Annotated in this window: 21 protein-coding genes, 2 tRNA genes and 1 pseudogene; 12 read left to right on the top strand and 12 right to left on the bottom strand. The window is 67.2% G+C overall.

Annotation, left to right across the window (positions count from 1 at the left end):
* The first annotated feature begins 62 nt into the window (after window positions 1–62).
* Window positions 63–1292: an acyl-CoA dehydrogenase family protein gene (locus ACAH41_RS01690; protein ID WP_325654882.1), complete on the top strand. Its 1230-nt coding sequence runs from the start codon at window positions 63–65 to the stop codon at window positions 1290–1292.
* 33 nt (window positions 1293–1325) lie between these two features.
* Here the strand turns inward: ACAH41_RS01690 and ACAH41_RS01685 are convergent, their stop codons facing one another.
* Window positions 1326–2105 carry a hypothetical protein gene (locus ACAH41_RS01685; RefSeq protein ID WP_370538133.1) on the bottom strand — a complete coding sequence of 260 codons (780 nt, stop codon included), beginning with the start codon at window positions 2103–2105 and terminating at the stop codon, window positions 1326–1328.
* A gap of 50 nt (window positions 2106–2155) precedes the next feature.
* Here ACAH41_RS01685 and ACAH41_RS01680 point away from each other — a divergent pair, with 50 nt between their 5' ends.
* On the top strand, window positions 2156–2848 hold the full coding sequence (locus tag ACAH41_RS01680; protein WP_325654885.1) for a glutathione binding-like protein: 693 nt from the start codon (window positions 2156–2158) through the stop codon (window positions 2846–2848).
* 29 nt (window positions 2849–2877) lie between these two features.
* On the opposite strand, the gene ACAH41_RS01675 is transcribed toward ACAH41_RS01680, so the two are convergent.
* Window positions 2878–2954, bottom strand: a tRNA-Arg gene (locus ACAH41_RS01675).
* 99 nt (window positions 2955–3053) lie between these two features.
* Between ACAH41_RS01675 and zwf the strand changes: the two genes are divergently transcribed.
* Window positions 3054–4517: a glucose-6-phosphate dehydrogenase gene (gene zwf, locus ACAH41_RS01670; protein WP_325654887.1), complete on the top strand. Its 1464-nt coding sequence runs from the start codon at window positions 3054–3056 to the stop codon at window positions 4515–4517.
* 73 nt (window positions 4518–4590) lie between these two features.
* Here the strand turns inward: zwf and ACAH41_RS01665 are convergent.
* From ACAH41_RS01665 to ACAH41_RS01655, 3 genes are all read right to left on the bottom strand, one after another.
* Window positions 4591–4667, bottom strand: a tRNA-Pro gene (locus tag ACAH41_RS01665).
* A 34-nt stretch (window positions 4668–4701) separates the two neighbouring features.
* Window positions 4702–5205, bottom strand: coding sequence for a ribonuclease E activity regulator RraA (gene rraA, locus ACAH41_RS01660; RefSeq protein ID WP_325654889.1), 504 nt, complete (start codon window positions 5203–5205; stop codon window positions 4702–4704).
* 28 nt (window positions 5206–5233) lie between these two features.
* On the bottom strand, window positions 5234–5752 hold the full coding sequence (locus ACAH41_RS01655) for an Lrp/AsnC family transcriptional regulator (protein ID WP_325654891.1): 519 nt from the start codon (window positions 5750–5752) through the stop codon (window positions 5234–5236).
* A 107-nt stretch (window positions 5753–5859) separates the two neighbouring features.
* Here ACAH41_RS01655 and yedA point away from each other — a divergent pair, with 107 nt between their 5' ends.
* Together yedA and ACAH41_RS01645 are read left to right on the top strand one after the other, a co-directional pair.
* On the top strand, window positions 5860–6759 hold the full coding sequence (gene yedA, locus ACAH41_RS01650; protein WP_325654966.1) for a drug/metabolite exporter YedA: 900 nt from the start codon (window positions 5860–5862) through the stop codon (window positions 6757–6759).
* A 2-nt stretch (window positions 6760–6761) separates the two neighbouring features.
* Window positions 6762–6878, top strand: a pseudogene (locus tag ACAH41_RS01645) (cupin); the annotation flags it as partial.
* A gap of 12 nt (window positions 6879–6890) precedes the next feature.
* On the opposite strand, the gene ACAH41_RS01640 reads toward ACAH41_RS01645, so the two are convergent.
* Window positions 6891–7562 carry a glutathione S-transferase family protein gene (locus ACAH41_RS01640; protein WP_325654893.1) on the bottom strand — a complete coding sequence of 224 codons (672 nt, stop codon included), beginning with the start codon at window positions 7560–7562 and terminating at the stop codon, window positions 6891–6893.
* 182 nt (window positions 7563–7744) lie between these two features.
* Here ACAH41_RS01640 and ACAH41_RS01635 point away from each other — a divergent pair, with 182 nt between their 5' ends.
* Window positions 7745–8989 carry a polyhydroxyalkanoate depolymerase gene (locus ACAH41_RS01635; RefSeq protein ID WP_325654895.1) on the top strand — a complete coding sequence of 415 codons (1245 nt, stop codon included), beginning with the start codon at window positions 7745–7747 and terminating at the stop codon, window positions 8987–8989.
* A gap of 53 nt (window positions 8990–9042) precedes the next feature.
* On the opposite strand, the gene ACAH41_RS01630 is transcribed toward ACAH41_RS01635, so the two are convergent.
* A complete protein-coding gene (locus ACAH41_RS01630) occupies window positions 9043–10293 on the bottom strand; it encodes an MFS transporter (RefSeq protein ID WP_325654896.1) in 1251 nt (416 codons plus the stop codon).
* 64 nt (window positions 10294–10357) lie between these two features.
* Here ACAH41_RS01630 and ACAH41_RS01625 point away from each other — a divergent pair, with 64 nt between their 5' ends.
* The 5 genes from ACAH41_RS01625 (at window position 10358) to ACAH41_RS01605 (ending at window position 14545) form a co-directional block, all read left to right on the top strand.
* Complete coding sequence (locus tag ACAH41_RS01625) at window positions 10358–11233, top strand: helix-turn-helix transcriptional regulator (RefSeq protein WP_325654897.1); 876 nt, start codon at window positions 10358–10360, stop codon at window positions 11231–11233.
* A 73-nt stretch (window positions 11234–11306) separates the two neighbouring features.
* A complete protein-coding gene (gene nadA, locus ACAH41_RS01620; RefSeq protein WP_325654898.1) occupies window positions 11307–12419 on the top strand; it encodes a quinolinate synthase NadA in 1113 nt (370 codons plus the stop codon).
* A gap of 13 nt (window positions 12420–12432) precedes the next feature.
* Window positions 12433–13305 carry a carboxylating nicotinate-nucleotide diphosphorylase gene (nadC, locus tag ACAH41_RS01615; RefSeq protein ID WP_325654899.1) on the top strand — a complete coding sequence of 291 codons (873 nt, stop codon included), beginning with the start codon at window positions 12433–12435 and terminating at the stop codon, window positions 13303–13305.
* Between the two features lie 103 nt (window positions 13306–13408).
* Complete coding sequence (locus ACAH41_RS01610) at window positions 13409–13753, top strand: hypothetical protein (protein ID WP_325654900.1); 345 nt, start codon at window positions 13409–13411, stop codon at window positions 13751–13753.
* 9 nt (window positions 13754–13762) lie between these two features.
* Window positions 13763–14545 (top strand): hypothetical protein, encoded by a 783-nt coding sequence (locus ACAH41_RS01605; protein WP_325654901.1) that lies wholly within the window; start codon window positions 13763–13765, stop codon window positions 14543–14545.
* An 87-nt stretch (window positions 14546–14632) separates the two neighbouring features.
* On the opposite strand, the gene ACAH41_RS01600 is transcribed toward ACAH41_RS01605, so the two are convergent.
* The gene (locus ACAH41_RS01600; protein ID WP_325654902.1) at window positions 14633–15235 is read right to left on the bottom strand and encodes a 2-hydroxychromene-2-carboxylate isomerase; all 603 of its coding nucleotides are present in this window, start codon (window positions 15233–15235) and stop codon (window positions 14633–14635) included.
* Between the two features lie 217 nt (window positions 15236–15452).
* On the opposite strand from ACAH41_RS01600, the gene ACAH41_RS01595 reads away from it, so the two are divergent.
* Window positions 15453–15737 carry a late competence development ComFB family protein gene (locus ACAH41_RS01595; protein ID WP_325654903.1) on the top strand — a complete coding sequence of 95 codons (285 nt, stop codon included), beginning with the start codon at window positions 15453–15455 and terminating at the stop codon, window positions 15735–15737.
* A 4-nt stretch (window positions 15738–15741) separates the two neighbouring features.
* Here ACAH41_RS01595 and nadB read toward each other — a convergent pair whose 3' ends face one another.
* The 4 genes from nadB to ACAH41_RS01575 all read right to left on the bottom strand — a co-directional run bounded on the left by nadB (window position 15742) and on the right by ACAH41_RS01575 (window position 22182).
* Window positions 15742–17415, bottom strand: coding sequence for an L-aspartate oxidase (gene nadB / locus ACAH41_RS01590; protein WP_325654904.1), 1674 nt, complete (start codon window positions 17413–17415; stop codon window positions 15742–15744).
* A 127-nt stretch (window positions 17416–17542) separates the two neighbouring features.
* Window positions 17543–20149: an ATP-dependent chaperone ClpB gene (gene clpB / locus ACAH41_RS01585; RefSeq protein ID WP_370538132.1), complete on the bottom strand. Its 2607-nt coding sequence runs from the start codon at window positions 20147–20149 to the stop codon at window positions 17543–17545.
* 144 nt (window positions 20150–20293) lie between these two features.
* Entirely contained in the window at window positions 20294–20788 is a 495-nt protein-coding gene (locus ACAH41_RS01580; RefSeq protein ID WP_325654906.1) for a flavin reductase family protein, read from the bottom strand.
* An 86-nt stretch (window positions 20789–20874) separates the two neighbouring features.
* Window positions 20875–22182, bottom strand: a complete 1308-nt coding sequence (locus ACAH41_RS01575; protein WP_325654908.1) for an MFS transporter — start codon at window positions 22180–22182, stop codon at window positions 20875–20877.
* Window positions 22183–22212: the final 30 nt, after the last annotated feature.

Raw genomic sequence — 22212 nt, 5'->3', positions numbered from 1 at the left:
ATCACCTTCACTTCTGTTTTCTCGCACCGCTAAGCGCCATCGGCGCCATCAAAGGAGACCGCATGGACTTCGCTTATTCCCCGCGCACCCAGGAGCTGAGAGACGCCGTCTCGGCGTTCATGGACCAGCACGTCTACCCCAACGAAGCCCGCTACGGGACCGAGCTGGAGGCCAACACGCAGGCAGGAAAGCGCTGGACGCCCCTGCCCGTCATCGAGGAACTGAAACCCAAGGCGCGCGCCGCCGGGCTATGGAACCTGTTCCTGCCCGAGAGCGAACTGGGCGCCGGCCTGCTGAACCAGGAATACGCGCCGCTGGCGGAGATCATGGGCCGCGTGCCCTGGGCCAGCGAAGTCTTCAACTGCTCGGCACCGGACACCGGCAACATGGAAGTGTTGGTGCGCTACGGCAGCGCCGAGCACAAGGAACGCTGGCTCAAGCCGCTGCTGGCCGGCGAGATCCGCTCCGGCTTCGCGATGACCGAGCCGGCGGTGGCATCGTCGGACGCGACCAACATCGAAGCCCGCATCGAAAGGGTGACGGGCACGGGGGGCGACGAATACGTCATCAACGGCCGCAAGTGGTGGACCAGCGGCGCGGGCGACCCACGTTGCAAGGTGCTGATCTTCATGGGCAAGACCGACCCCGACGCGCCGCGCCATTCGCAGCAGTCCATGGTGCTGGTGCCGATGGATGCACCCGGCGTGAAGGTCATGCGCGCGCTGAGCGTGATGGGCTATGACGACGCGCCGCACGGCCACATGGAGATCGACTTCCAGAACGTGCGCGTGCCGGCCAGCAACATCCTGCTGGGCGAAGGCCGCGGCTTCGAGATCGCCCAGGGCCGCCTCGGCCCGGGCCGCATCCACCACTGCATGCGCCTGATCGGCCTGGCCGAGCGCTCGCTCGAACTGATGTGCAAGCGCGCCAGCAGCCGCATCGCCTTTGGCAAGACGCTGGCCCAGCAAGGCGTGACGCAGGAGCGCATTGCCGAGGCCCGCTGCATGATCGAGCAGGCCAGGCTGTTGACGCTGAAAGCGGCGTGGATGATGGACGTGGCCGGCAACAAGACCGCCAAGGCCGAGATCGCGATGATCAAGGTCGTCGCGCCCAACATGGCCTGCCAGGTCATCGACTGGGCCATGCAGGTGTATGGCGCTGCCGGCATGTCGCAGGACTTCCCGCTGGCCAGCTACTACGCCGGTGCCCGCACGCTGCGCTTTGCCGACGGCCCGGACGAAGTGCACCGCAACGCGATTGCCAAGGTCGAGCTGGGCAAGTACCGCGTGTGATGTGGCCACCGGCGGCAGCCTGCCGCCGGGTGTTCAATCCTCCGCTGGCGGATCGCTGGCGGGGCCTTGCTGGCTCGCCGGGTCCGTCTGGCCGGTGTCCATCTGGCTGGGCAAGGGATGCGAGGCAAAGCCTCGTGCCCCGAGCAGTGCCACCTGGAACGCCCGACGCGCTGAGGCGATGGCCGCCGCATCCGGCGCTGCCAAAGACTGCCGCCAGACCAGGCGGCTGCGGTGCACCAGCAAGGCCCAGCCCAGCGCTGCCGGCTTCTCGCGCGAGCCGGGCTTGCGGGCCGTTGCGGCCAGCCGCTGCAGCTCCGCCTGGGCCCAGCCGTGCAACGCGTCACCCGTCGGTCCGGCCAGCCATTCGGCCATCCATTGCGCTTGATTGGCCACGCCGGCGAAGTCGCCGCGCAGCGGCCCGAGCTGCGTTGCATCCAGCCGCTCGCCCATCGCCAGCCAGCGCATTTCCTCCGGCATCTCGCCGTCGAAGCGGGTCTGCACGCTGTCGGTGGACTGCTCGAACAGCGCGCGCTCCAGTGTTTCGAGTTGGCCCTGCGGCATGAGCGCGCCGTAGACATGCGGCTCGATCCCAGTCTCGCCTCGCAGGCGCAGCTCCATGCCGCTGAGGTAAGGCCGCTGCGACGGTCCCCATTCGATGCGCAGCGGCAAGCCCTCACGCGCCGGCTCGATCACGAAGCCGTCGCGCTCGTGCGTGAGCTTGAGCACCAGGCCCTCGCTGGCGCACCATTGTTTGACAGCTTTCTCGGCACCGGAAGCGCCGCCGAGAAGCCATTGCCGAAGCGTCCTGCCCATGCTTTGGATTAGAGTGCGTTCAGGCTGATACCGCCCGAGGAGACGCGCTCATGATTGAAGTGTATTCGTGGCCCACCCCCAACGGGCACAAGGTCCACATCATGCTGGAGGAGTGCGGTCTGAAGTACCGCGCCATCCCGATCGACATCGGCGCCGGTGACCAGTTCCTGCCCAAGTTCCTGGCCCTCAGCCCGAACAACAAGATCCCCGCGCTGGTCGACCCGGACGGCCCGGACGGCAAGCCGATCTCGCTGTTCGAATCCGGCGCCATCCTGCTCTACCTCGCCGGCAAGACCGGCCGCTTCCTGCCCGCCAGCACGCATGCCAAGTACGAGGTGCTGGAGTGGCTGATGTTCCAGATGGGCGGCGTGGGCCCCATGCTGGGCCAGGCCCATCACTTCCGCGTCTACGCGCCCGAGAAGATCGCCTACGCGGTGGACCGCTACACCAACGAAGCCAAGCGGCTTTACGGCGTGATGGACAAGCGCCTGGCCAACTCTCGCTACCTCGGCGGCAAGGAATACAGCATCGCCGACATCGCCGTCTTCCCCTGGCTGCGCTCGTGGAAGAACCAGGGCATTGACTGGAACGACTTCCCGCACCTCAAGGGCTGGTTCGACGAGGTGGCCAAGCGACCTGCCGTCAAGCGCGGCGTGGAAGTGCTGGCCGACCGGCGCAAACCGGTCACCGACGACAAGGCGCGCGAAGTGCTCTTCGGCGCCACACAGTACAAGCGCAAGTAGCGCGTGCTGCCAGGCTGCCTTGAACAAGATGGCCTGCCCGGAGGGACTCGAACCCCCGACCTGCTGCTTAGAAGGCAGCTGCTCTATCCAGTTGAGCTACGGGCAGTGTGAAGCCGCGCATTCTAAGGCGGGGGCCGGCCCGCGACTTGCAAGCAATGGATGAACCACAACCCGGGACACCGTCCCGCTGACCGGAGACCTGCCCTTGGCCAAGATTCATCCTGGTGTCGGCCCGCAATTCGGGCAGGTGGTGGTGCTGTTTGGCGCCAGTGGCGACCTGGCGCGGCGCAAGCTGCTGCCCGGGCTTTATCACCTGTGCAATGCCGGCCTCATCCCGAGCTGCCGCATCGTCGGCGTGTCGCTCGACCAGATGGATGCCGATGGCTTCCGCCAACTGGCCCGCAAGGCGCTCGACGAATTTGGCAGCCGTCGCGTGAGCGATGCGGACTGGCAGGCCTTCGCCGGCAACCTGGACTACGTGGCGCTGGCCGACGGTGCAGCAGCGCTGCAGGCCGCGGTGGCGCGGGCCGAAGAGGTCATGGGCGTGGAGTCGCGCCGGCTGCACTACCTCAGCGTGCCGCCGAGTGCCGCGCTGTCGGCCGTGCGCATGCTGGGCCAGGCCGGGCTGGTAGAGCGCTCGCGCATCGTGATGGAAAAGCCGTTTGGCGTGGACCTGGCCAGCGCTGTCTCGCTCAACAGCCAGCTGCACGAGGTGTTCGCCGAAGAGCAGATCTTCCGCATCGACCATTTCCTCGGCAAGGAGCCGGCGCAGAACATCCTCGCCTTCCGCTTTGCCAACGGCTTGTTCGAGCCGATCTGGAACCGCAACTTCATCGACCACGTGCAGATCGACGTGCCTGAGACGCTGGGCCTGGGCCAGCGCTCGGGCTTCTACGAGCAGACCGGCGCCTACCGCGACATGGTGGTCACGCACCTGTTCCAGATCCTGGCCTTCATGGCGATGGAGCCGCCCACCGCGCTGGAGCCGGCGCCCATCAGCGAAGAGAAGAACAAGGTCTTCCGCAGCATGCTGCCGATCCAGCCCGAGCACGTGGTGCGTGGCCAGTACGCCGGTTACCGGCAGGAAGAAGGCGTGGACCCGATCAGCGAGACCGAGACCTTCATCGCGCTGAAGTGCTTCATCGACAACTGGCGCTGGGCCGGCGTGCCGTTTTTCCTGCGCACCGGCAAGCGCATGGCCGAGGGCCAGCGCATCATCTCCATCGCCTTTCGCGAGCCGCCCAAGAGCATGTTCCCGCCCGGCTCCGGCGTGGGCGCGCAGGGGCCGGACCACCTCACCTTCGACCTGGCCGATGCGTCGAAGATGTCGCTGTCGTTCTACGGCAAGCGCCCCGGGCCGGGCATGCGGCTGGACAAGCTGAGCCTGCAGTTCGCGATGCACGACACCGGCATGCTGGGCGATGTGCTGGAAGCCTACGAGCGGCTGATCCTGGACGCGATGCGCGGCGACCACACCTTGTTCAACACCGCAGAAGGCATTGAGCGGCTGTGGCAGGTGTCCACCCATTTGCTGGAAGCGCCGCCGCCAGTGCGGCTGTACCCCCCTGGCTCCTGGGGCCCGAAGTCCATCCACCAACTGATTGCGCCACATGCGTGGCGGCTGCCTTTCGAGCGCGCCTGGCGTGACCCGAACAAGGCGGGCAGCTGAAGCTGCGCTGCTGATCAGGCACCCACAAAGCAAAAGGGCCACATGCAAATGCATGTGGCCCTTGGCTGTTTTTTGGTCGGGGCGGCGGGATTCGAACTCGCGACCCTCTGGTCCCAAACCAGATGCGCTACCAGGCTGCGCTACGCCCCGACAAGCTCATCAGTATAGCCCAGAAATCGAGCTATCAGGCCGCATTTCGTTTCACGACGATGCCGTCTTCATCGGCATACAGCCATTCGCCCGGCCGCAGCCATTCGCCTGCGATCTGCACCGGCACGTCGCGCAGGCCTTGGTCGCGCCGCTCGGTGGGCATGGGAGTGAGGCCCAGCGCGCGGATGCCGACCTGGCGGGCGCGCATTTCCGCCGCGTCACGCACGGCGCCAAACACGAGCACGCCAGCCCAGCCGTTTTTCTCTGCCGCCTGCGCCAGGTTGCCGCCCAGCAGCGAGCGCTTCAATGACCCGCCGCCGTCCACCACCAGCACCCGCCCACCGCCCGCCGACATCACCGCCTCGCGCACGCGCGAGTTGTCTTCCAGGCACTGCACGGTGCTGATGGGGCCGGCGAAACGCGTCACGCCACCAAAGTCGCGGAACAGTGGCGGCAGCACGCGCAAGTCGCCGTTGCTGGGGTCCTTGTCGGCATCGCACAGGTCGCAGGTCGAAAACACGGGGATCTCGGTTGGCATGGCAGGTCCTTCGGCAGATGGGAGAGTCTCAGGCGTTGTGGATCTTGCGAATAGGTGGCTTCACGTCCTCGCCGCGGGCCGGCAGCATGGTCTGGTGCTCGCGGGCGGCGTTCAGGATGATGGAGGTGCTTGTTTCGGTCAGGATGCAGAAACGGGTCACCACCGCGTCCAGGTGGGCCACGTCGATCACCGCAATCTCCAGCACCCAGCTGTCCTCGCCGGTGACGTTGTAGGCATTGACGACCTCGGGCGTCTGCTGGATCAGCTTGACGACCCTTGCGTACTCGGCCCGACCTACGCGGATGACCGCGCGGATGCCGTAGCCCAGCGCCTTCAGGTCCACCGTGGCGCGGTAGCCGGTGATCACGCCAGCGGCTTCGAGCTTGCGCACGCGCTCGGTGACTGCCGGCTGCGAGAGGTGCACGCGGCGGCCGAGCTCCGTCATGCTGAGCCTCGCATCGGCCTGCAGTTCGGCCAGGATGCGGGTGTCATAGGCGTCCAGCGCGAGCGGTGCCGCAGCGGCAGGCTGAGTCAGGGGTGTGCTCATGGTGTTCAAAGCCTAGCATGCGAAACACCTTGAAAACCAAACCCCACCCGGCACCGGACCTTGGCTTTCCCATCGAATGCGGCGTGCGGCCTCGCTACGATGAGCGCATGTCGACCACCACCGTCACCTCTGCCCGCCCGGCCGGCGCCACTTTCAGCCCGCTGATCCTCGCCTGCCTCGCCGCCACCTGGCTGGTCTGGGGCTCGACCTACCTGGTCATCAAATACGCGCTGCTGAGCTTCCCGCCGTATTTCCAGATGGGCACGCGTTTCCTGGTGGCCGGCGGCGTGCTGCTGGCCTGGACCCGCTGGCGTGGCACGCCGATGCCAAGCGCGAAGCAATGGCGCAATGCCTTGATCGTCGGCACGCTGATGCTGGGTGGCGGCATGGGCGGCACGGCAGTGGCCGAGGTCTCGGTCGGCTCCGGGCTGGTGGTGGCCTTCATCGCGGTGGTGCCGATGATGATCGCGCTGGTCAACCTGGTGTTCGGCATCCGGCCCGGCAAGCTGGAGCTGGCCGGCATCGCGGTCGGTCTCGTCGGTGTGCTGATGCTCACGCAAGGCGCAGGCTTCCAGTCGTCCACCGCCGGATTGATCGCCATCACGGTGGCCTGTGTCACCTGGTCCATCGGCAGCGTGCTGAGCCAGCACAGGCTGCCGTTGGCACCTGGCGCCAGTGGCTTCGCCAGCGAGATGATCTGCGGCGGCGCGGTGCTGCTGCTGCTCTCGCTGCTGACCGGCGAGCAGCCGCAGTGGCCGCCGCAGCCGGTCGCCATCGCCGCCTGGGCCTACCTGGTGGTGTTCGGCTCGCTGATCGCCTTCAACGCCTACATGGTGCTGCTGGCCCAGGCCCCCGCCGGGCTGGCGTCCAGCTACACCTTCGTCAACCCGGTGATCGCGATGCTGCTGGGCGTGGCCATTGGCGGCGAGACGGTGACCGGCTTCGAGTGGTCGGCGGTGGCCGTTGTGCTGGCCGGCGTGGTGCTGCTGGTGGGCGCCCGCCGCTGAAAACCTGTGGCAGGGTCATCGCCCCACTGGTCATTGCCCATAGCGCCCCGGAAAAGGGCACGGGCTGGCACCGACATGAGGCGGAGCTCCACGGCGACCTGCCCAAGCCCAAGGGCTGGGGCGTTTGAGCGTCAGAACTCGACCTCGAGTTCGTCGATCGCCTCCGGCTCCAGCAGCGCTGCGGCCGTCCACTCCTTCATCTCGGGCAGGCTGGCAATGGTGTCGCAGTACGCGGCGCAGGCGGCGTTCTGGACCTTCACGTCATAGCTGCGCAGCCGCGTGACGACGGGGGCGTACATCGCGTCGGCCATGCCGGGCTTCTCGCCGAACAGGAACGGGCCACCGTAGCGGCTCAGGCAGTCCTGCCAGATGGCGAGCACATGGTCGATGTCGGCCTGCGCGCGGCTCCACACCTTGTAACCCTTGAAGTGGCCCTTCAGGTTCATCGGCAGCGCCGAGCGCAGCGAGGTGAAGCCCGAATGCATCTCGCCACAGATCGCGCGGCAGTGCGCCCGCGCCGCACGGTCTGCCGGCAGCAGCCCGGCCTTGGGCTTCACCTCGTTGAGGTACTCGGCAATCGCCAGCGTGTCCCACACCTGCACGCCCTGGTGCCGCAGGCAGGGCACGAGGATGGATGGGGCGAGCAGCAGCATCTCGGCCCTGGCGCCGGGGTCGTCCGGCGACAGCAGCACCTCTTCGAACGGCAGGCCGGCGAAGCGCGCCAGCAGCCAGCCGCGCAGCGACCAGGACGAGTAGTTCTTGCTGCTGAGGGTCAGCGTGGTCGTCACCGGGGCGTTGGGCATGAATGCGGCTCCTGTTGTGTGCACAGATTCTCGCAAGCGTTGTGCCCACCCCACCCTGCAAGCGCCTGCTGAACGCCCACTGCGCTGTCGCGCTGGCGACAGGCGAGTGGCCCGTTCCTTGCCTCGGAGGTGCCTCTGCCTTGCTCGCTTCCAGTGGCCTCTCACCGCGGCCCCATAACACCATGATGTATTCCGCCTACCAAGCGCAGACCGACTGCCTGGCGCCGTTTCAGACGGCTGCTCGCGCGGCCACGTCCTGGTTGAACCAGCCGCACTTCCAGAACCCCTGGTCGGAGATGCTGACCAAGCCGCTGGCGGCCAGCCTCAATGTGTTTGCCCGGCTCAGGCTGACCCACCACCGCCCCCCCTTCAACATCGCGAAGGTCATGGTGGGCGCGCCCGGACATGAGCAGTCGGTGGCGGTGACCGAAGAGGTGGTGCTGAAGCGCCCGTTTGGCAGCCTGCTGCACTTTCGCCGCGCAGACTTGGCCGACAAGGGCAGCGAATTGCCGCGCGTGCTGGTCGTCGCGCCGCTCTCAGGCCACTTCGCCACGCTGCTGGGCGACACGGTGCGCACACTGCTGGCCGACCATGACGTGTTCATCACCGATTGGCACAACGCCCGCCACGTGCCGCTGTCGGAAGGCGCGTTTGGGCTGGACGACTACGTCGAGCAGGTGATCGAGTTTATCGCCACGCTGGGCCCGGGCGCGCACGTGCTGGCGGTCTGCCAGCCCTGCGTGCCGGCGCTGGCGGCCGTCGCCCTGATGGCCCAGCGCGAGCACATCGCCCAGCCGCGCAGCCTCACGCTGATGGCCGGCCCCGTGGACTGCCGCGTCAACCCGACGGGTGTCAACGAGCTCGCCATCAGCAAACCCATCGAATGGTTCGAGGAGAACCTGATTGCCCGCGTGCCGCCGCGCTACCCAGGCGCGATGCGCCGTGTCTACCCCGGCTTCGTGCAGCTCACCGCCTTCATGAGCATGAACCCGGACCGGCATCGCCAGGCCTTTGTGGACCTGTACAAGAACCTGCTGTCCGGCGACCTGCCGCGCGCCACCCACACCCAGACCTTCTACGAGGAATACTTCGCCGTCAATGACCTGCCGGCGGAGTTCTACCTGGAAACCGTGGCGCGCGTGTTCCAGACCTACGACCTGGCCAAGGGCGAGATGGTGGTGAAGGGCCAGAAGGTCGAGCCCGCAGCCATCCGCCGCACGGCGCTGTTCACCGTCGAAGGCGAGCGGGACGACATCTGCGCCATCGGCCAGACTGTTGCCGCCCACGACCTCTGCACCGGCATCAAGCCCTACATGAAGCAGCACCATGTGCAGCTGGGGGTGGGCCACTACGGCGTGTTCAGCGGCAGGCGCTGGCAGCAGCAGATCTACCCGCGCGTGCGCGAGATGATCCACAGCATGAACTGAACGGGGAATGTGGCTTGAGACAGGTCACGGAACCGCGTGACTTGGGTCCCCGCTCAGCGCCGCCGCGAGACGCCGACCAGACCCGCAGCGCCCACGCCCAGCATCAGCGCAATGGCCGCGCCAAAGAAGATGCCCCGAGGATGGCCGCCGTCCATCAGCGCGCCGAAGATGGGGGCGGCCACGGCAAAGCCGGTGTCCAGGCCCGAATACACCGTGCCATAGACACGCCCGGTGGCGCCGGGCGGCGAGGCGCGCTTGATGAGCATGTCGCGTGATGGGCCCGCGATGCCGGTGCCAAAGCCCGCCAGCGCCGCCACGCAGGCCGCTGCCACTGGTGGCAGCCAGCCAATGCCGGCCAGCAGCAGCAGCGCGGCTGCACCACTCATCGCCAGGCTGATCTGCCGCTCCAGCCGCTCCGAACGGTTGACCAGGAAACCGCCCAGCACCATGCCGGCCGCACCGCACAGCATGTAGCCGGTGACGACAAATGCGGTGGCGCCCAGCGGCAGGCCGTAGAGCTGCGACAGTGCCGGGCTGGCGAAGCTCTGGATGGCCGCCAGCGCCGCGGTCGTGAAGAAGAAAAACGAGAAGCACAGCCATACCGAAGGCAGCTTCAGGAAGGCCATCGGATGTTCGACGGGCGCCGCAGCCGCACCAGCCTTCTCATGGCCCCAGCTGCCCTGGCGGTCGTCCAGCGCATCGCGATTGAGGTACAGGATCCCCATGACGACCAATGCCAGCAGCGCGGTGCCCGCATAGGCCGCACGCACCGAGTTGAAGGCTTCGGTCAGGCCGATCAGGAACACCGGCGACACCGCCCAGCCCAGGTTGCCGCTGATGCCGTGCACCGAAAACGCATGGCCCAGGCGCGCCGACGAGACGCGCTTGTTCAGGATGGTGAAGTCAACAGGATGGAACGGCGCATTGCCCAGGCCGGCCAGCGCCGCTGCCGCCATCAGCCCGCCAAAGCCGCCAGCAAAACCGGCCAGCACCGAAGCCAGAAAGAAACAAGCAATGGCCGCGAACAGGATGGGCCGCGCGCCGGTGCGGTCCACCAGGAAACCCGACAGCGCCTGGCCCACGCCGGAGATGACGAAGAACACCGTGACCAGCAAGCCCACTTCGGAATAGCTCAGGCCGAACTCGCGGATGAAGTGCGGGAACAGCGGCGGCAGCAGCAGATGGAAGAAGTGCGAGGTGCCGTGCGCCAGGCCGATCAGGCCGATGGTGCGCACGTCGGCGCTGCGCCGGGCAGCGTCCTCGGCCGACAGCGGCAGGCGGGTGTTCGTCGTGGTCGTCGTCATGCCGGCACTGTAGGCAGGGTGCTGGCGTCAGGGTTACGATAGTTCGCCAACATCTGTCGAATTCATGCCAAACCAGGCTGCCCCGCCCCTTCGCGCCAGCGTGCCGCCGCTGGACCCGCGCCGCTACGCGCCCAGCCCCGAGCGCCCGTTGCGCGCCAAGGCGCGCCGCATGGCACATCACATGGACATCCAGCCGCATTCGCACACCTGGGGCCAGCTGGTGTTTTCGGTGGACGGCGCGGTGCGCATCGGCGCCCGTGGGCATGCCAGCGACAGTACCTATTTGCTGCCGCCTTCGCGCGCGGTGTGGATTCCGCCCGGCACGGTTCACAGCGTGACTGCCGTGCAGCAGGCGGACCTGCGCACCGTCTACATGGACCCGAGCGCCATTGCCGAGCTGCATCGCAGCGCCGCCGATTCGCCCTGGCACGGGTGCAGGGTCCTGGAAGTCACCCCACTGCTGCGCGAACTGGTGCTGCAGTTGGCGGTGGAGGCTGATCCGCTGCGTCCAGGCGAGCCGCCGCCCCGTCCGCCGGACGACGTGGCCCGCGAGCAAGCCATTGCCACGCTGCTGCTGGACGAGCTGCGCCGCGCGCCCGCGGTGCCGTTGGGCCTGCCGCTGCCGCAGGACAAGCGCCTGCGCCAGCTCTGCGAAGCCATGCTGGCCGAGCCCATGCGCCATGCCGACCTGGAAGGCTGGGCCGAGCAAGCCGCGATCAGCCCGCGCACGCTGGCCCGGCTGTTCAAGGACCAGCTCGGCAGCAGCTACTCCCAATGGCGCCAGCAGCTGCTGCTGGGTCACGCACTTTCGCTGGCAGCGCGCAAGCAGCCGATGCGGCTCATCGCCGCGGAGTTGGGCTATGCCAGCCCGAGCGCCTTCACGGCCATGGTCAAACGCGCCGTCGGCATGCCCCCCAGCCAGTTTTTCGCGTTCGCATGAACTGAAGCCGTGCTTGGCAAAGCTGCATGCCCCCACATGCCTTGCCGGCAATGCCACGTACTAAAATGCAAAAATGAACGAAGTACTCTTCGACTACACCCGGCAGGACGCCAAGGGTGACAGCTGCACCATGCACGCCTGGGCCAAGGTGCCGCCGCCCCTGACGGTGTCGCAGCGCGCCGAGCGCAAGGCCCGGGCTGCGGCGCTGCTGAAAGCGCACAACGCGGTGCTGGTCGCCCACTACTACGTGGACGGCGACCTTCAGGACCTGGCGCTCGAAACCGGCGGCTGCGTGGCCGACTCGCTGGAGATGGCCCGCTTCGGACGCGACCATGCGAGCCAGACGCTGGTCGTCGCCGGCGTGCGCTTCATGGGCGAATCGGCCAAGATCCTGTCACCCGGCAAACGCGTGCTGATGCCCGACCTGGACGCCACCTGCTCGCTGGACCTGGGCTGCCCACCGGCCGATTTCGCCGCCTTCTGCGACGCACACCCAGACCGCCAGGTGGTCGTCTACGCCAACACCAGCGCCGCGGTAAAGGCCCGGGCCGACTGGATGGTCACCAGCTCGTGCGCGCTGGCCATCGTCAAGCACCTGAAGGACCAGGGCCAGAAGATCATCTGGGCACCGGACCGCCACCTCGGCGGCTACATCCAGAAGGAAACCGGCGCCGACATGCTGCTGTGGAACGGCGCCTGCATCGTGCACGACGAGTTCCGCGCCACCGAGCTGGAACTGCTGAAGGCCGAGCACCCGGACGCGATGGTGCTGGTGCACCCCGAGTCGCCAGAGGCGGTGGTCAAGCTGGCCGACGTCATCGGCTCGACCTCGCAGATGCTGAGCGCGGTGATCAACGGCAAGGCCAGCGAATACATCGTCGCCACCGACAACCTGATCATGCACCGCATGCGGCAGCTGGCACCCGGTAAGACGCTGATCGAAGCGCCCACTGCCGGCAATTCGGCCACCTGCAAAAGCTGCGCGCACTGCCCATGGATGGCGATGAACGGCCTGGCCGGCGTGATCGCCTGCCTGGAACAAGGCGCTGGCGAAATCCACGTCGAACCCGCGCTCGGCCTGGAAGCCAAGCGCTGCATTGACCGCATGCTGGACTTCGTCGCAGCCAACCCCTCCGCCCTCGCGCCCAAGGTGCAGGGGCTGGTCAAAGGCATCGGTGCCGCCTGACGCCAAGCACATCATGTTTGACCACAACGAAACACTTGAGGAAGCCCGGGCGCGCAATGTGCGCGAGGCGCTGTTCGAAGACATCGGCACCCACGACTGGACCAGCCTGCTGGTGCCCGCCGGCCGCCGCGTCGAAGCGCGTGTCACCGTGCGCGAGGAAGCCGTGCTTTGCGGCCGTGACTGGTTCGACGCCTGTTTCGCAGCGCTGGACCCGCAGGCCACGCTGCAGTGGCACTACGCCGAAGGCGCGCGCATGGCGGCCAACACGCCGGTGGTGGAAATCGCAGCTGACGCCCGCGCGCTGCTGTCCGCCGAGCGCCCTGCCCTGAACTTCCTACAGTTGCTGTCAGCCGTGGCCACCACCACACGCCGGCATGCCGACGCCATCGAAGGCGCCTCGCCGAACCCGCGCGGCTGCGTGGTGCTGGACACCCGCAAGACCTTGCCCGGCCTGCGCCAGGCGCAGAAATACGCGGTGCGCGTGGGCGGCGGGGCCAACCAGCGCCTGGCGCTGTGGCACGGCATCCTGATCAAGGAAAACCACATTGCCGCAGCAGGTGGCATCGCCCCGGTGCTGGCCAACGCCAAGGCCTTGAACGCGGGGGTGGACATCCAGATCGAAGTCGAAACCCTGGCTCAACTGGCCGAGGCCCTGACCGCCGGTGCCACCAGCGTGCTGCTGGACAACTTCACCCCCGGCCAGATGCGCGAAGCCGTCGCCCTCACCGCCGGCCGCGCCCTGCTCGAAGCCTCCGGCGGCATCACCCTCGAAGGCCTACGCGACATCGCCGCCACCGGCGTCGACCGCATCTCCATCGGCAAGCTCACGAAAGACGTGCAGGCGACGGACTATTCGATGCGGGTGCTAGGCAGCTTGGCGGGCTGAGTCCAGCAAACTTCCCGGAACGCGGGGCCGGAAGGCTCCGTTTTGCTTTGCACACCGAGCCACCTCGCAGTGGCAAAATGCCGCACATTGCCACGGAAAGTCCATGATTTCGAACTCCATCCGCATCGGCGCCACGCTTTTCAAGACGGCACAGGCGCAAGGCGCTTTGATGTCCCGCTCGGCCGCACAGCAGGTCGAGCATTGGGCGCGCATTGGGGCGGCACTTGAATCTTCCGGCTTGTCGACAGCGCAGATCGCGGCATTGCTGCGAAACGCCGACGCACAAGAAGACGGCACGGCGTCGGACGCGGCACTTTGGGCCTTCAAACGCGCACAACAGGCGCGAGACCTGGCGCAGGTCCAGTCCGGCCGATTGGCCGGCGATCAACTGAGCTGGTTCGCGGGCGGCAAAGCCAAGGACCTGCGACTCATCGACTCGCCCTATTGAGCGGCCACCTTGGCCACCGATCCTCAACTACCCGCAGATGAAGCGCCGCTCGATGCGGCAACCGTCGACCTCTTCCTGTCCAACATGGGTTCGGACATGGTCCTGGTTGGCGGACAGGCCCTCGCCTTCTGGATGGACAGATTCGGCATCACCGCAGAAGGTGCGGTCGTCTCGAACGACGGCGATGCGCTCGGCCATGCTGCCCGCGCCCGAGATCTGGCGCGCGAGATGCGGGCTCGTCTGGTGCAGCCGAAGAAGGCCAGCCGCACGGCCATCGTGGCGCAGCTGCGGCTGCCCGTTGGCGATGGCAAGGAACGCAACATCGACATCCTGCACCAGCTCTACACCATCAACGGATTGAGGAAGTCCAACGAGTTCACGGCCAAGGTCGTCCAGGACAGCGTGCTGGTGGAGTGGCGCAAGGATCGGTTCATCAGGGTCATGGACCCATTCGATCTGCTGGAGTCCAGGACGCAGAACGCGGTGGGATTGCTGGACGAAAAAGGCCCCCACGTGCTGACCCAAGCCACCTGGGCGATCCATGTCGCGAAGGCGGCGCTGATGAAGCTGGCTGCCGACCCGGCCTCGCCAGATCGCCTCGGCAACAAGATCCAGCGCCTCTACAAGCTCGCCCACAGCCAGGTCGGAAAGCGCCTGCTGGCCGACCATCACATCGATGTCCTCGACGCCATCGACGTGGACGCGCTCAGCACCAATTCCCCAGCGCACGCCCCACAACTGGACGCTGTTGCAAAAGCCAGGGCAAAACGCACCAAGCCCGGCGCTACTTGAACCTATCCAGCGACCGCCGCGGATCCGGCTCTGCCGCTCCGCTGGTGGTGCCCCTAGAGGGGCGCGCGAAGCGCGTAGGGGTGGTCGTCAATAAGCTCCTTTTTCCAGCCACCGCTCCAGCTGCGGCAACCGGTCCACGCCCCAGAAGCGCTCGCCTTCGACGATGAAGAACGGCGAGCCGAAGACGCCGCGGGCCTGGGCCACGTCGATCTCGGCCTTCAGGCGCGTCTTGGTCGTGCCGTCGGTCTGCACCGTGTGGAAGTCCGCCTCGGACATGCCGGCTTTCGTGGCCAGTTCCTGCAGCACCGCGGCATCGGCAATGTTGCGGTCCTCGGTGAACAGGGCGCGGAACACGCCGTGGCCAAAGTCGCGCGCCTGCTGCGGCTGGCGGTCACCCAGCCACTGGAACACGCGGGCCGCCAGCTCGGTATGCAGGCTGGGGTGTGCCGGCGCCTTGTACGGCAGGCCGTAGTAGCCGGCTGAGCGCTCGACGTCGCGCATCACGTACTCGCTGCGCATCATGTGCGTGGGGATGCGGATGCGGTCCTGCGACTGGTAGGTCGCGTCCAGCACGACGGCGTGCCAGATCGCATTGCGGCCGTGGCGCTCGGCAATCGCGTCCACCAATTCGGAAGCGAGGTAGCCGTAAGGCGAGGAAAAGTCGAAATAGAACTCGATCGGCGCGGGCATCGGGTCTCCGTGAAACGCTGTGGCGAAGCCATCGGGAAGGCCTGGCGGGGCGCCGGCCGGATGCGCGCACTATAGGGGCGCGACCGGGGCGTGGCCGTGAAATGCTGCGTCAATCCGTCATCTGGCACAGCGCCGCCACCCTCCACCGGCGCGAACCCGGCGGCACACTGGGCGCATTGCAGTCTGCTCGCCCGGCCACGCCGCCGGCGCACTGGTCATGGACATCGCATCGATCCACAACTTCTACGAAAAAGCCGTGTTCTCGACGGTGCTGGACCAGTGCCAGCACTTTCCCCACCTGCAGGACAACGACGACGTACTCGCCGACATCGCCTGCGTCGCGCTGAACCGCCTACCGCCGCGCTACATCCGCCACGACGTGGACCTGGCGTTTTTCCAGACCGAGCATGAGCGGAGCGAATCCGAGCGCGCCGTGATGGAAGCTGTGGAGTTCGCCTACGGCTTCGTGCAGGCCCGCAACGCGATGCGGGCGCGGCGCTGAACGCTCAGGACCGGCTCTTCGCCTTCCTCGTCAACACCGTCGGAAAACTCACCGGCAGCGTGGCCGGGAAGTCGCGGCTGTAGTGCAGGCCGCGGCTTTCGTGGCGCATCAGGGCTGAGCGCACGATGAGTTCGGCGCAGACGACGAGGTTGCGCAGTTCCAGCAGGTCGCGGTTGACGCGGAAGTTGGCGTAGTAGTCCTCGATCTCGTCTTTCAGCAGCTTGATGCGGTGCAGTGCCCGCTCCAGCCGCTTGGTGGTGCGGACGATGCCGACGTAGTTCCACATCAGCAGGCGCAGCTCGTCCCAGTTGTGCGAGATGACGACTTGCTCATCGGCGTTTTCGACCAGGCTTTCGTCCCAGGCGGGCAGCTTCGGCGCCAGCGGCACGGCTTCTTCGAGGATGGCCTTGGCACAGGTCTGGCCGATGACCACGCATTCGAGCAGCGAGTTGCTGGCCAGCCGGTTGGCGCCGTGCAGGCCGGTGTAGGTGGCTTCGCCGACGGCGAACAGACCCGGCACATCGGCGCGGCCAGACAGGTCGGTGACCACGCCGCCGCAGGTGTAGTGCGCGGCCGGCACCACGGGGATGGGCTGCTTCGCAATGTCGATGCCCAGCGTCAGGCAACGGGCGTGGATGTTCGGGAAGTGTTCTTTCAGGAAGGCTTCACCGAGGTGGGTCGCGTCCAGCCAGACATGGTCCACGCCGTGCTTCTTCATCTCGAAGTCGATCGCACGGGCCACGATGTCGCGCGGCGCGAGTTCCAGCCGCTCGTCATGCGCGGCCATGAAGCGCGCGCCCCACGGCGAGTCTTCAGCCGGCACGCCCGGCAGCCGCAGCACCGCGCCTTCGCCGCGCATGGCTTCGGTGATCAGGAAGCTGCGCTCCTGCGGGTGGTACAGGCAGGTCGGGTGGAACTGGATGAACTCCATGTTGCTGACGCGGCAGCCAGCGCGCCAGGCCATGGCAATGCCGTCGCCAGTCGCCGTGTCGGGGTTGCTGGTGTAGCGGTAGACCTTGCCCACACCGCCGGTGGCCAGCACCACGGCGCGCGCGGGCAGCGTCTCGACGCGCTGGGTGTCGATGTCCAGCGCATAGATGCCGTGGCAACGTGGCGCGCTGCCTTCGGACTGCTTCAGGTGGCGGTTGGTGATCAGGTCCACCGCCATCCAGCGCGCGCGCAGGTCCACCAGCGGATGCGCGCGGGCGCGGCCCAGCAGCGACTCGTGGATGGCCTTGCCGGTGGCGTCTGCCGCGTGGGCGATGCGGCGCACCGCGTGGCCGCCTTCGCGTGTCAGGTGCAGGCCCAGCGGGCCGTCCGGGTCCGGCGAAAACGGCACGCCCTGCTCCACCAGCCAGCCCACGGCGCGGGCGCTGTGCTCGGCGATGAAACGCGCGGTGTCTTCAGCGACCAGGCCGGCACCGGCATCCTGCGTGTCGCGCACGTGGGATTCAACGCTGTCGTCAGACCCGAGCACGCCGACGATGCCGCCCTGGGCCCAGGCCGTGGCGCCCTCGCCCAGGTCACGCTTGGCCAGCACGACGACCGGCTGGCCCTGCTCGGCAAGGTGCAGCGCCACCGTGAGCCCGGCCAGGCCGGCGCCGACGATGACCACCGGCAGCTCGCCGTTGACGGAAGAAGGCGAGGTGCTGGCCGCAGCCGCAGAAGCTTGGGACATGGTGTGTGCAGCAAAGGGCGGCTTGAGGCTTCGCCCATGAAAAAAGCGTGCGCCCATTCTAGGGACGCACGCCGGTCGGAGCCGCCAGCAGGGCTTGCGGCTGATTCAGCACAGGCGCAAAGCGCGCTCAGTGCACCACGCGGCCGAAGTTGAACTGGCCGTCTTCCACGTCCACCGGCACCACGTCCTTCGGGCCGAAGCGGCCTTGCAGGATCAGCTTGGCGACCGGGTTCTCGATGCGCTGCTGGATCGCGCGCTTCAGTGGCCGGGCGCCGAACACCGGGTCGAAGCCGACCTTGGCGATCTCGGCCACCGCGGCTTCCGAGACTTCGAGCTTCATGTCCATCTTGGTCAGGCGTGCGTCCAGGCCACGCAGCTGGATGCGGGCAATCGCGGCGATGTTCTGCTGGTCCAGCGCGTGGAAGACAACGGTCTCGTCGATGCGATTGAGGAACTCAGGCCGGAAATGCGCCTTGACCTCGCCCCACACCGCCTCGCGGATCAGCTCTGGATCCTGGCCCTGCATCTGCATGATCATGTGCGAGCCAAGGTTGCTGGTCATCACGATGACCGTGTTCTTGAAGTCCACGGTGCGGCCCTGGCCGTCCGTCAGCCGGCCATCGTCCAGCACCTGCAGCAGCACGTTGAACACGTCCGGGTGGGCCTTCTCCACTTCGTCGAGCAGCAGCACGCTGTAGGGCTTGCGGCGCACGGCTTCGGTCAACGTGCCGCCTTCCTCGTAGCCCACGTAGCCCGGCGGCGCGCCGATCAGCCGGCTCACCGAGTGCTTCTCCATGAACTCGCTCATGTCGATGCGCACCATGTGGTCCTCGCTGTCGAACAGGAAGCCGGCCAGCGCCTTGCACAGCTCGGTCTTGCCCACGCCGGTGGGGCCCAGGAACAGGAAGCTGCCGGTTGGCCGGTTCGGGTCGGACAGGCCGGCGCGCGAGCGGCGAATGGCGTCCGCCACCGCGACGATGGCTTCGTCCTGCCCCACGACGCGCTCATGCAGCTTGGTTTCCATCTGCAGCAGCTTGTCCCGCTCGCCCTGCATCAGCTTGGCGACCGGGATGCCGGTGGCGCGCGCCACGACCTCGGCGATTTCTTCGGCACCGACCATCGTGCGCAACAACTGCGGCCGGCCGCTGCCGTCCTTCGCGCCCTGGGCCTTGCCAGTCTCCTTGGCCTGCGCTTCCTTGTGCTTCTTCTCCAGCTCGGGCAGCTTGCCGTATTGCAGCTCGGCCACCTTGTTGAAGTCGCCCTTGCGCTTCAATTCCTCGATCTGGAACTTGATGCGGTCGATCTCTTCCTTCAGGTGGGCCGAGCCTTGCGCGGCGGCCTTTTCAGAAGTCCAGATCTCTTCGAGGTCGTTGTACTCGCGCTGCAGTTTCAGCAGTTCTTCCTCGATCAAGGACAGGCGTTTCTGCGAGCCCTCGTCGTGCTCCTTCTTCATCGCCTCGCGCTCGATCTTCAGCTGGATCATGCGGCGGTCCAGCCGGTCCATGACTTCGGGCTTGGAGTCGATCTCGATCTTGATCTTGGCCACGGCCTCGTCGATCAGGTCGATGGCCTTGTCGGGCAGGAAACGGTCGGTGATGTAGCGGTGGCTCAATTCGGCCGCAGCGACGATGGCCGGGTCGGTGATCTCCACGCCATGGTGCACCTCGTACTTTTCCTGCAGGCCGCGCAGGATGGCGATGGTCGCCTCCACGGTGGGCTCGCCCACCAGCACTTTCTGGAAGCGGCGCTCCAGCGCAGCGTCCTTCTCCACGTACTTGCGGTACTCGTCCAGCGTGGTGGCGCCAATGCAGTGCAGCTCGCCGCGCGCCAGCGCAGGTTTGAGCATGTTGCCAGCGTCCATCGCGCCTTCGGCCTTGCCGGCGCCCACCATGGTGTGCAGCTCGTCGATGAACAGGATGATGCGCCCTTCGTCCTGCGAGACCTCCTTCAGCACGGCCTTGAGCCGTTCCTCGAACTCGCCGCGGTACTTGGCACCGGCCAGCAGGCCGGCCATGTCCAGCACCAGCACACGCTTGTTCTTCAGGGTTTCGGGCACTTCGCCATTGACGATGCGCTGCGCAAGGCCTTCGACGATGGCCGTCTTGCCCACACCGGGTTCGCCGATCAGCACCGGATTGTTCTTGCTGCGGCGCTGCAGCACCTGGATGGCGCGGCGGATCTCATCGTCGCGGCCGATCACCGGGTCCAGCTTGCCCTGGCGGGCGCGCTCGGTGAGGTCCAGCGTGTACTTCTTCAGCGCCTCGCGCTGGCCTTCGGCCTCGGCCGAGTCGACCGTCTGGCCGCAGCGCACGGCGGTGATGGCGGCTTCGAGTGCCTTGCGCGTCAGCCCGTGGCCGCGCACGATGCCGCCGATGTCGTTCTTCGCATCGGCCAGCGCCAGCAGGAACATTTCGTTGGCAATGAACTGGTCGCCGCGCTGCATGGCCTCCTTGTCGGCCTGCTGCAGCAGTTGCACCAGCTCGCGGCCGGTCTGGACCTGCTGGTCACGGCCCTGCACGCTGGGCAGGCCGTTGATCGCCGTTTCCATCGCGGTGCGCAGCGCCGCGGTGTTGGCGCCGGCACGGTCCAGCAAGGCCTTGGGGCCGTCCGGCTGGGCCAGCATGGCGGCCAGCACGTGGGCCGGCTCGATGTAAGGGTTGTCGCGTGCCACGGCCAGGCTCTGGGCCTCGGCGAGGGCTTGCTGGAATGCAGTGGTGAGTTTGTCGAGACGCATGGGAATGACCTCCAATTGCGTACGGACATGGGGCAAAGGCACCCTGTTTTCAAGTCCCGCCGCGGGTCTGCCAGCATTCGATGGCAAAGCCCGCGCTCACGGCTTGCGCTGCATCAAGAAGGCCAGCGTCCGGTCACGCGCCGGCTACAGCGGCTCGCCCACCGCCCGGTAATGACCCGACTGGAACACCAACGGCGCGCCGGCATGATGCTGCAGCGCCAGCACCCTGCCAATGAACAGCACATGGTCACCGGCTTCCTGTGCGCTGTGAAGCTGGCAGGAGAAGTTCGCCAGCGCGCCCTCCAGCAGCGGCGCGCCGCCGGGGCCGTCGTGCCAGGAGCCTTCGGCAAACCGGTCTGCGTGCGGCGTGGCGAAACGGCGCGACAGCTCCATCTGCCCCTGGCCCAGCACATTGATCGCAAAGTGCGTGGCCTGCTCGAAGATCGTCCGGTTCGGACTGCCGCTGCGCAGCGACCACAGCACCAGCGGCGGGTCCAGCGACAGCGCATTGAACGAATTCGCCGTCAGCCCGACCGCGTGGCCGGCGGCATCGCGGCAGGTGACGATGGTCACGCCCGTGGCAAAACGGCCCAGCGCGTGGCGCAGGTCCAGGGGATCGATCAGCCGTTCCATCAACATGAGACAGCGATGGTAAGGCGTTTACCCTCAGTTTCTTCGCCAGGGACTTCGCCGCATCGCCACGCCCGCAGCACTTTGCACTGGATTCAGGCGGCCGCGGGCTCGTCGTTCACGTTGCGCATCGGCGTGGCCAGCAGCGCCACGATGACCACAGCGACCAGCAGCCCGCCGCCGCCCAGGAACAGCGCATTCAGCGGCACCGCGCGCAGCAGCCAGCCGGTGGCCGCTGCCGAGACCGGCGCCAGGCCCATGAAGATGAACATGAACAGGCTCATCGCCCGGCCCAGCATGGCCTGCGGCACGCGGCGCTGGATCCAGGTGAACACGGCCACCTGCATGAAGCCACCCAGCGCACCGATCAGCAGCAGCAGCCCTGCGCCCTGCCAGGCGGCGGTGATGCTGCCCATGGGCATGAACAGCAGGCCCACCATCGCGTCCACCGCCAGCAGCGTCAGCCCCAGGCTGCGCAGCCGCCAGTGCGGCTTGGCGCCGGCCAGGCCCATGCCCAGCAGCGTGCCGGCGCCGTGTGCAGCCAGCATGCTGCCCAGCGCTGCGGCGCCCAGGTTCGCTTGCGCCTTGGCCAGCACCGGCAGCGCAATCTGCACCGGCCCGCTGATCAGCAAAGCCACCGCAGACCAGTAGAGCAAACAGCTGCGCAGTTGCACGTCCCGCCAGAAGGACTTCAGCCCCTCGACCACTGCACCCAGCACCGAGGCCCCTGCCGGCAGGGCCGGCTTGCCACCCAGCATGCGCACCTTGGACAGCGTCCAGATGGTGATCGCGAAGCTGAAGGCGTCCAGCGCGAACGCTGCGGCGAGGCCGCGTGCGTCCGTCAGCGCGCCCGCCTCATGGCCGGTGCCCAGCACGGTGATCATCAGCCCGGCCAGCAGCGGGCCGGCGAACATCGTCAGCTGGCGCAGGCCCAGCATCACGCTGTTGGCCGGCTGCAGCCATTCGCGCTTGACGACCTGCGGCAGCATGGACGTGCCGGCCGGGATGCTGAAAGCCGTGGCCAGGCCGATGCCCAGCGACAAGGCATACAAGCACGGCAGGTTCAGCGTGCCCACCCAGACCATGACCGCCAGCGTGCCCAACAGCGCGGCGTTCACGTACTTGGTGACCATCATCACCTGCTTGGGCGAATGGCGGTCCACGAAGGCGCCACCGATCAGGATGAACAGCGCCCGCGGCAGGCCCAGCATGGCCAGCACGATGCCCAGCACCCGCGTATCGGCCGTCATTTGAAGCACCAGCCACGGCAAGGCGATCAGCGTGAACTGGTCGCCCAGCATCGAGATCAGGCCGCCGCTGAGCATCCAGCGGAAATTGCGGTCGCGCAGCAGCGCTTGGCGCGGCGTGGGCGCTGCGGACGGAGGGCGTGTTGGACTTGTCATGGCCGCAACTTTCCGGCCTGACGTGGCGTG

Source organism: Ideonella sp. (assembly GCF_041287625.1).
GTDB lineage: Bacteria > Pseudomonadota > Gammaproteobacteria > Burkholderiales > Burkholderiaceae_C > Ideonella.
This window is presented reverse-complemented; position numbering and strand designations above follow the sequence as displayed.

Excerpts from the sequence above, each read along its gene's own strand:
- ACAH41_RS01690 (WP_325654882.1), top strand. The coding sequence starts at position 63 with ATGGACTTCGCTTATTCCCCGCGCACCCAGGAGCTGAGAGACGCCGTC.
- ACAH41_RS01685 (WP_370538133.1), bottom strand. The coding sequence starts at position 2,105 with ATGGGCAGGACGCTTCGGCAATGGCTTCTCGGCGGCGCTTCCGGTGCC.
- ACAH41_RS01680 (WP_325654885.1), top strand. The coding sequence starts at position 2,156 with ATGATTGAAGTGTATTCGTGGCCCACCCCCAACGGGCACAAGGTCCAC.
- rraA (WP_325654889.1), bottom strand. The coding sequence starts at position 5,205 with ATGCCAACCGAGATCCCCGTGTTTTCGACCTGCGACCTGTGCGATGCC.
- ACAH41_RS01655 (WP_325654891.1), bottom strand. The coding sequence starts at position 5,752 with ATGAGCACACCCCTGACTCAGCCTGCCGCTGCGGCACCGCTCGCGCTG.
- yedA (WP_325654966.1), top strand. The coding sequence starts at position 5,860 with ATGTCGACCACCACCGTCACCTCTGCCCGCCCGGCCGGCGCCACTTTC.
- ACAH41_RS01640 (WP_325654893.1), bottom strand. The coding sequence starts at position 7,562 with ATGCCCAACGCCCCGGTGACGACCACGCTGACCCTCAGCAGCAAGAAC.
- ACAH41_RS01635 (WP_325654895.1), top strand. The coding sequence starts at position 7,745 with ATGATGTATTCCGCCTACCAAGCGCAGACCGACTGCCTGGCGCCGTTT.
- ACAH41_RS01630 (WP_325654896.1), bottom strand. The coding sequence starts at position 10,293 with ATGACGACGACCACGACGAACACCCGCCTGCCGCTGTCGGCCGAGGAC.
- ACAH41_RS01625 (WP_325654897.1), top strand. The coding sequence starts at position 10,358 with ATGCCAAACCAGGCTGCCCCGCCCCTTCGCGCCAGCGTGCCGCCGCTG.
- nadA (WP_325654898.1), top strand. The coding sequence starts at position 11,307 with ATGAACGAAGTACTCTTCGACTACACCCGGCAGGACGCCAAGGGTGAC.
- nadC (WP_325654899.1), top strand. The coding sequence starts at position 12,433 with ATGTTTGACCACAACGAAACACTTGAGGAAGCCCGGGCGCGCAATGTG.
- ACAH41_RS01610 (WP_325654900.1), top strand. The coding sequence starts at position 13,409 with ATGATTTCGAACTCCATCCGCATCGGCGCCACGCTTTTCAAGACGGCA.
- ACAH41_RS01600 (WP_325654902.1), bottom strand. The coding sequence starts at position 15,235 with ATGCCCGCGCCGATCGAGTTCTATTTCGACTTTTCCTCGCCTTACGGC.
- ACAH41_RS01595 (WP_325654903.1), top strand. The coding sequence starts at position 15,453 with ATGGACATCGCATCGATCCACAACTTCTACGAAAAAGCCGTGTTCTCG.
- nadB (WP_325654904.1), bottom strand. The coding sequence starts at position 17,415 with ATGTCCCAAGCTTCTGCGGCTGCGGCCAGCACCTCGCCTTCTTCCGTC.
- clpB (WP_370538132.1), bottom strand. The coding sequence starts at position 20,149 with ATGCGTCTCGACAAACTCACCACTGCATTCCAGCAAGCCCTCGCCGAG.
- ACAH41_RS01580 (WP_325654906.1), bottom strand. The coding sequence starts at position 20,788 with ATGTTGATGGAACGGCTGATCGATCCCCTGGACCTGCGCCACGCGCTG.
- ACAH41_RS01575 (WP_325654908.1), bottom strand. The coding sequence starts at position 22,182 with ATGACAAGTCCAACACGCCCTCCGTCCGCAGCGCCCACGCCGCGCCAA.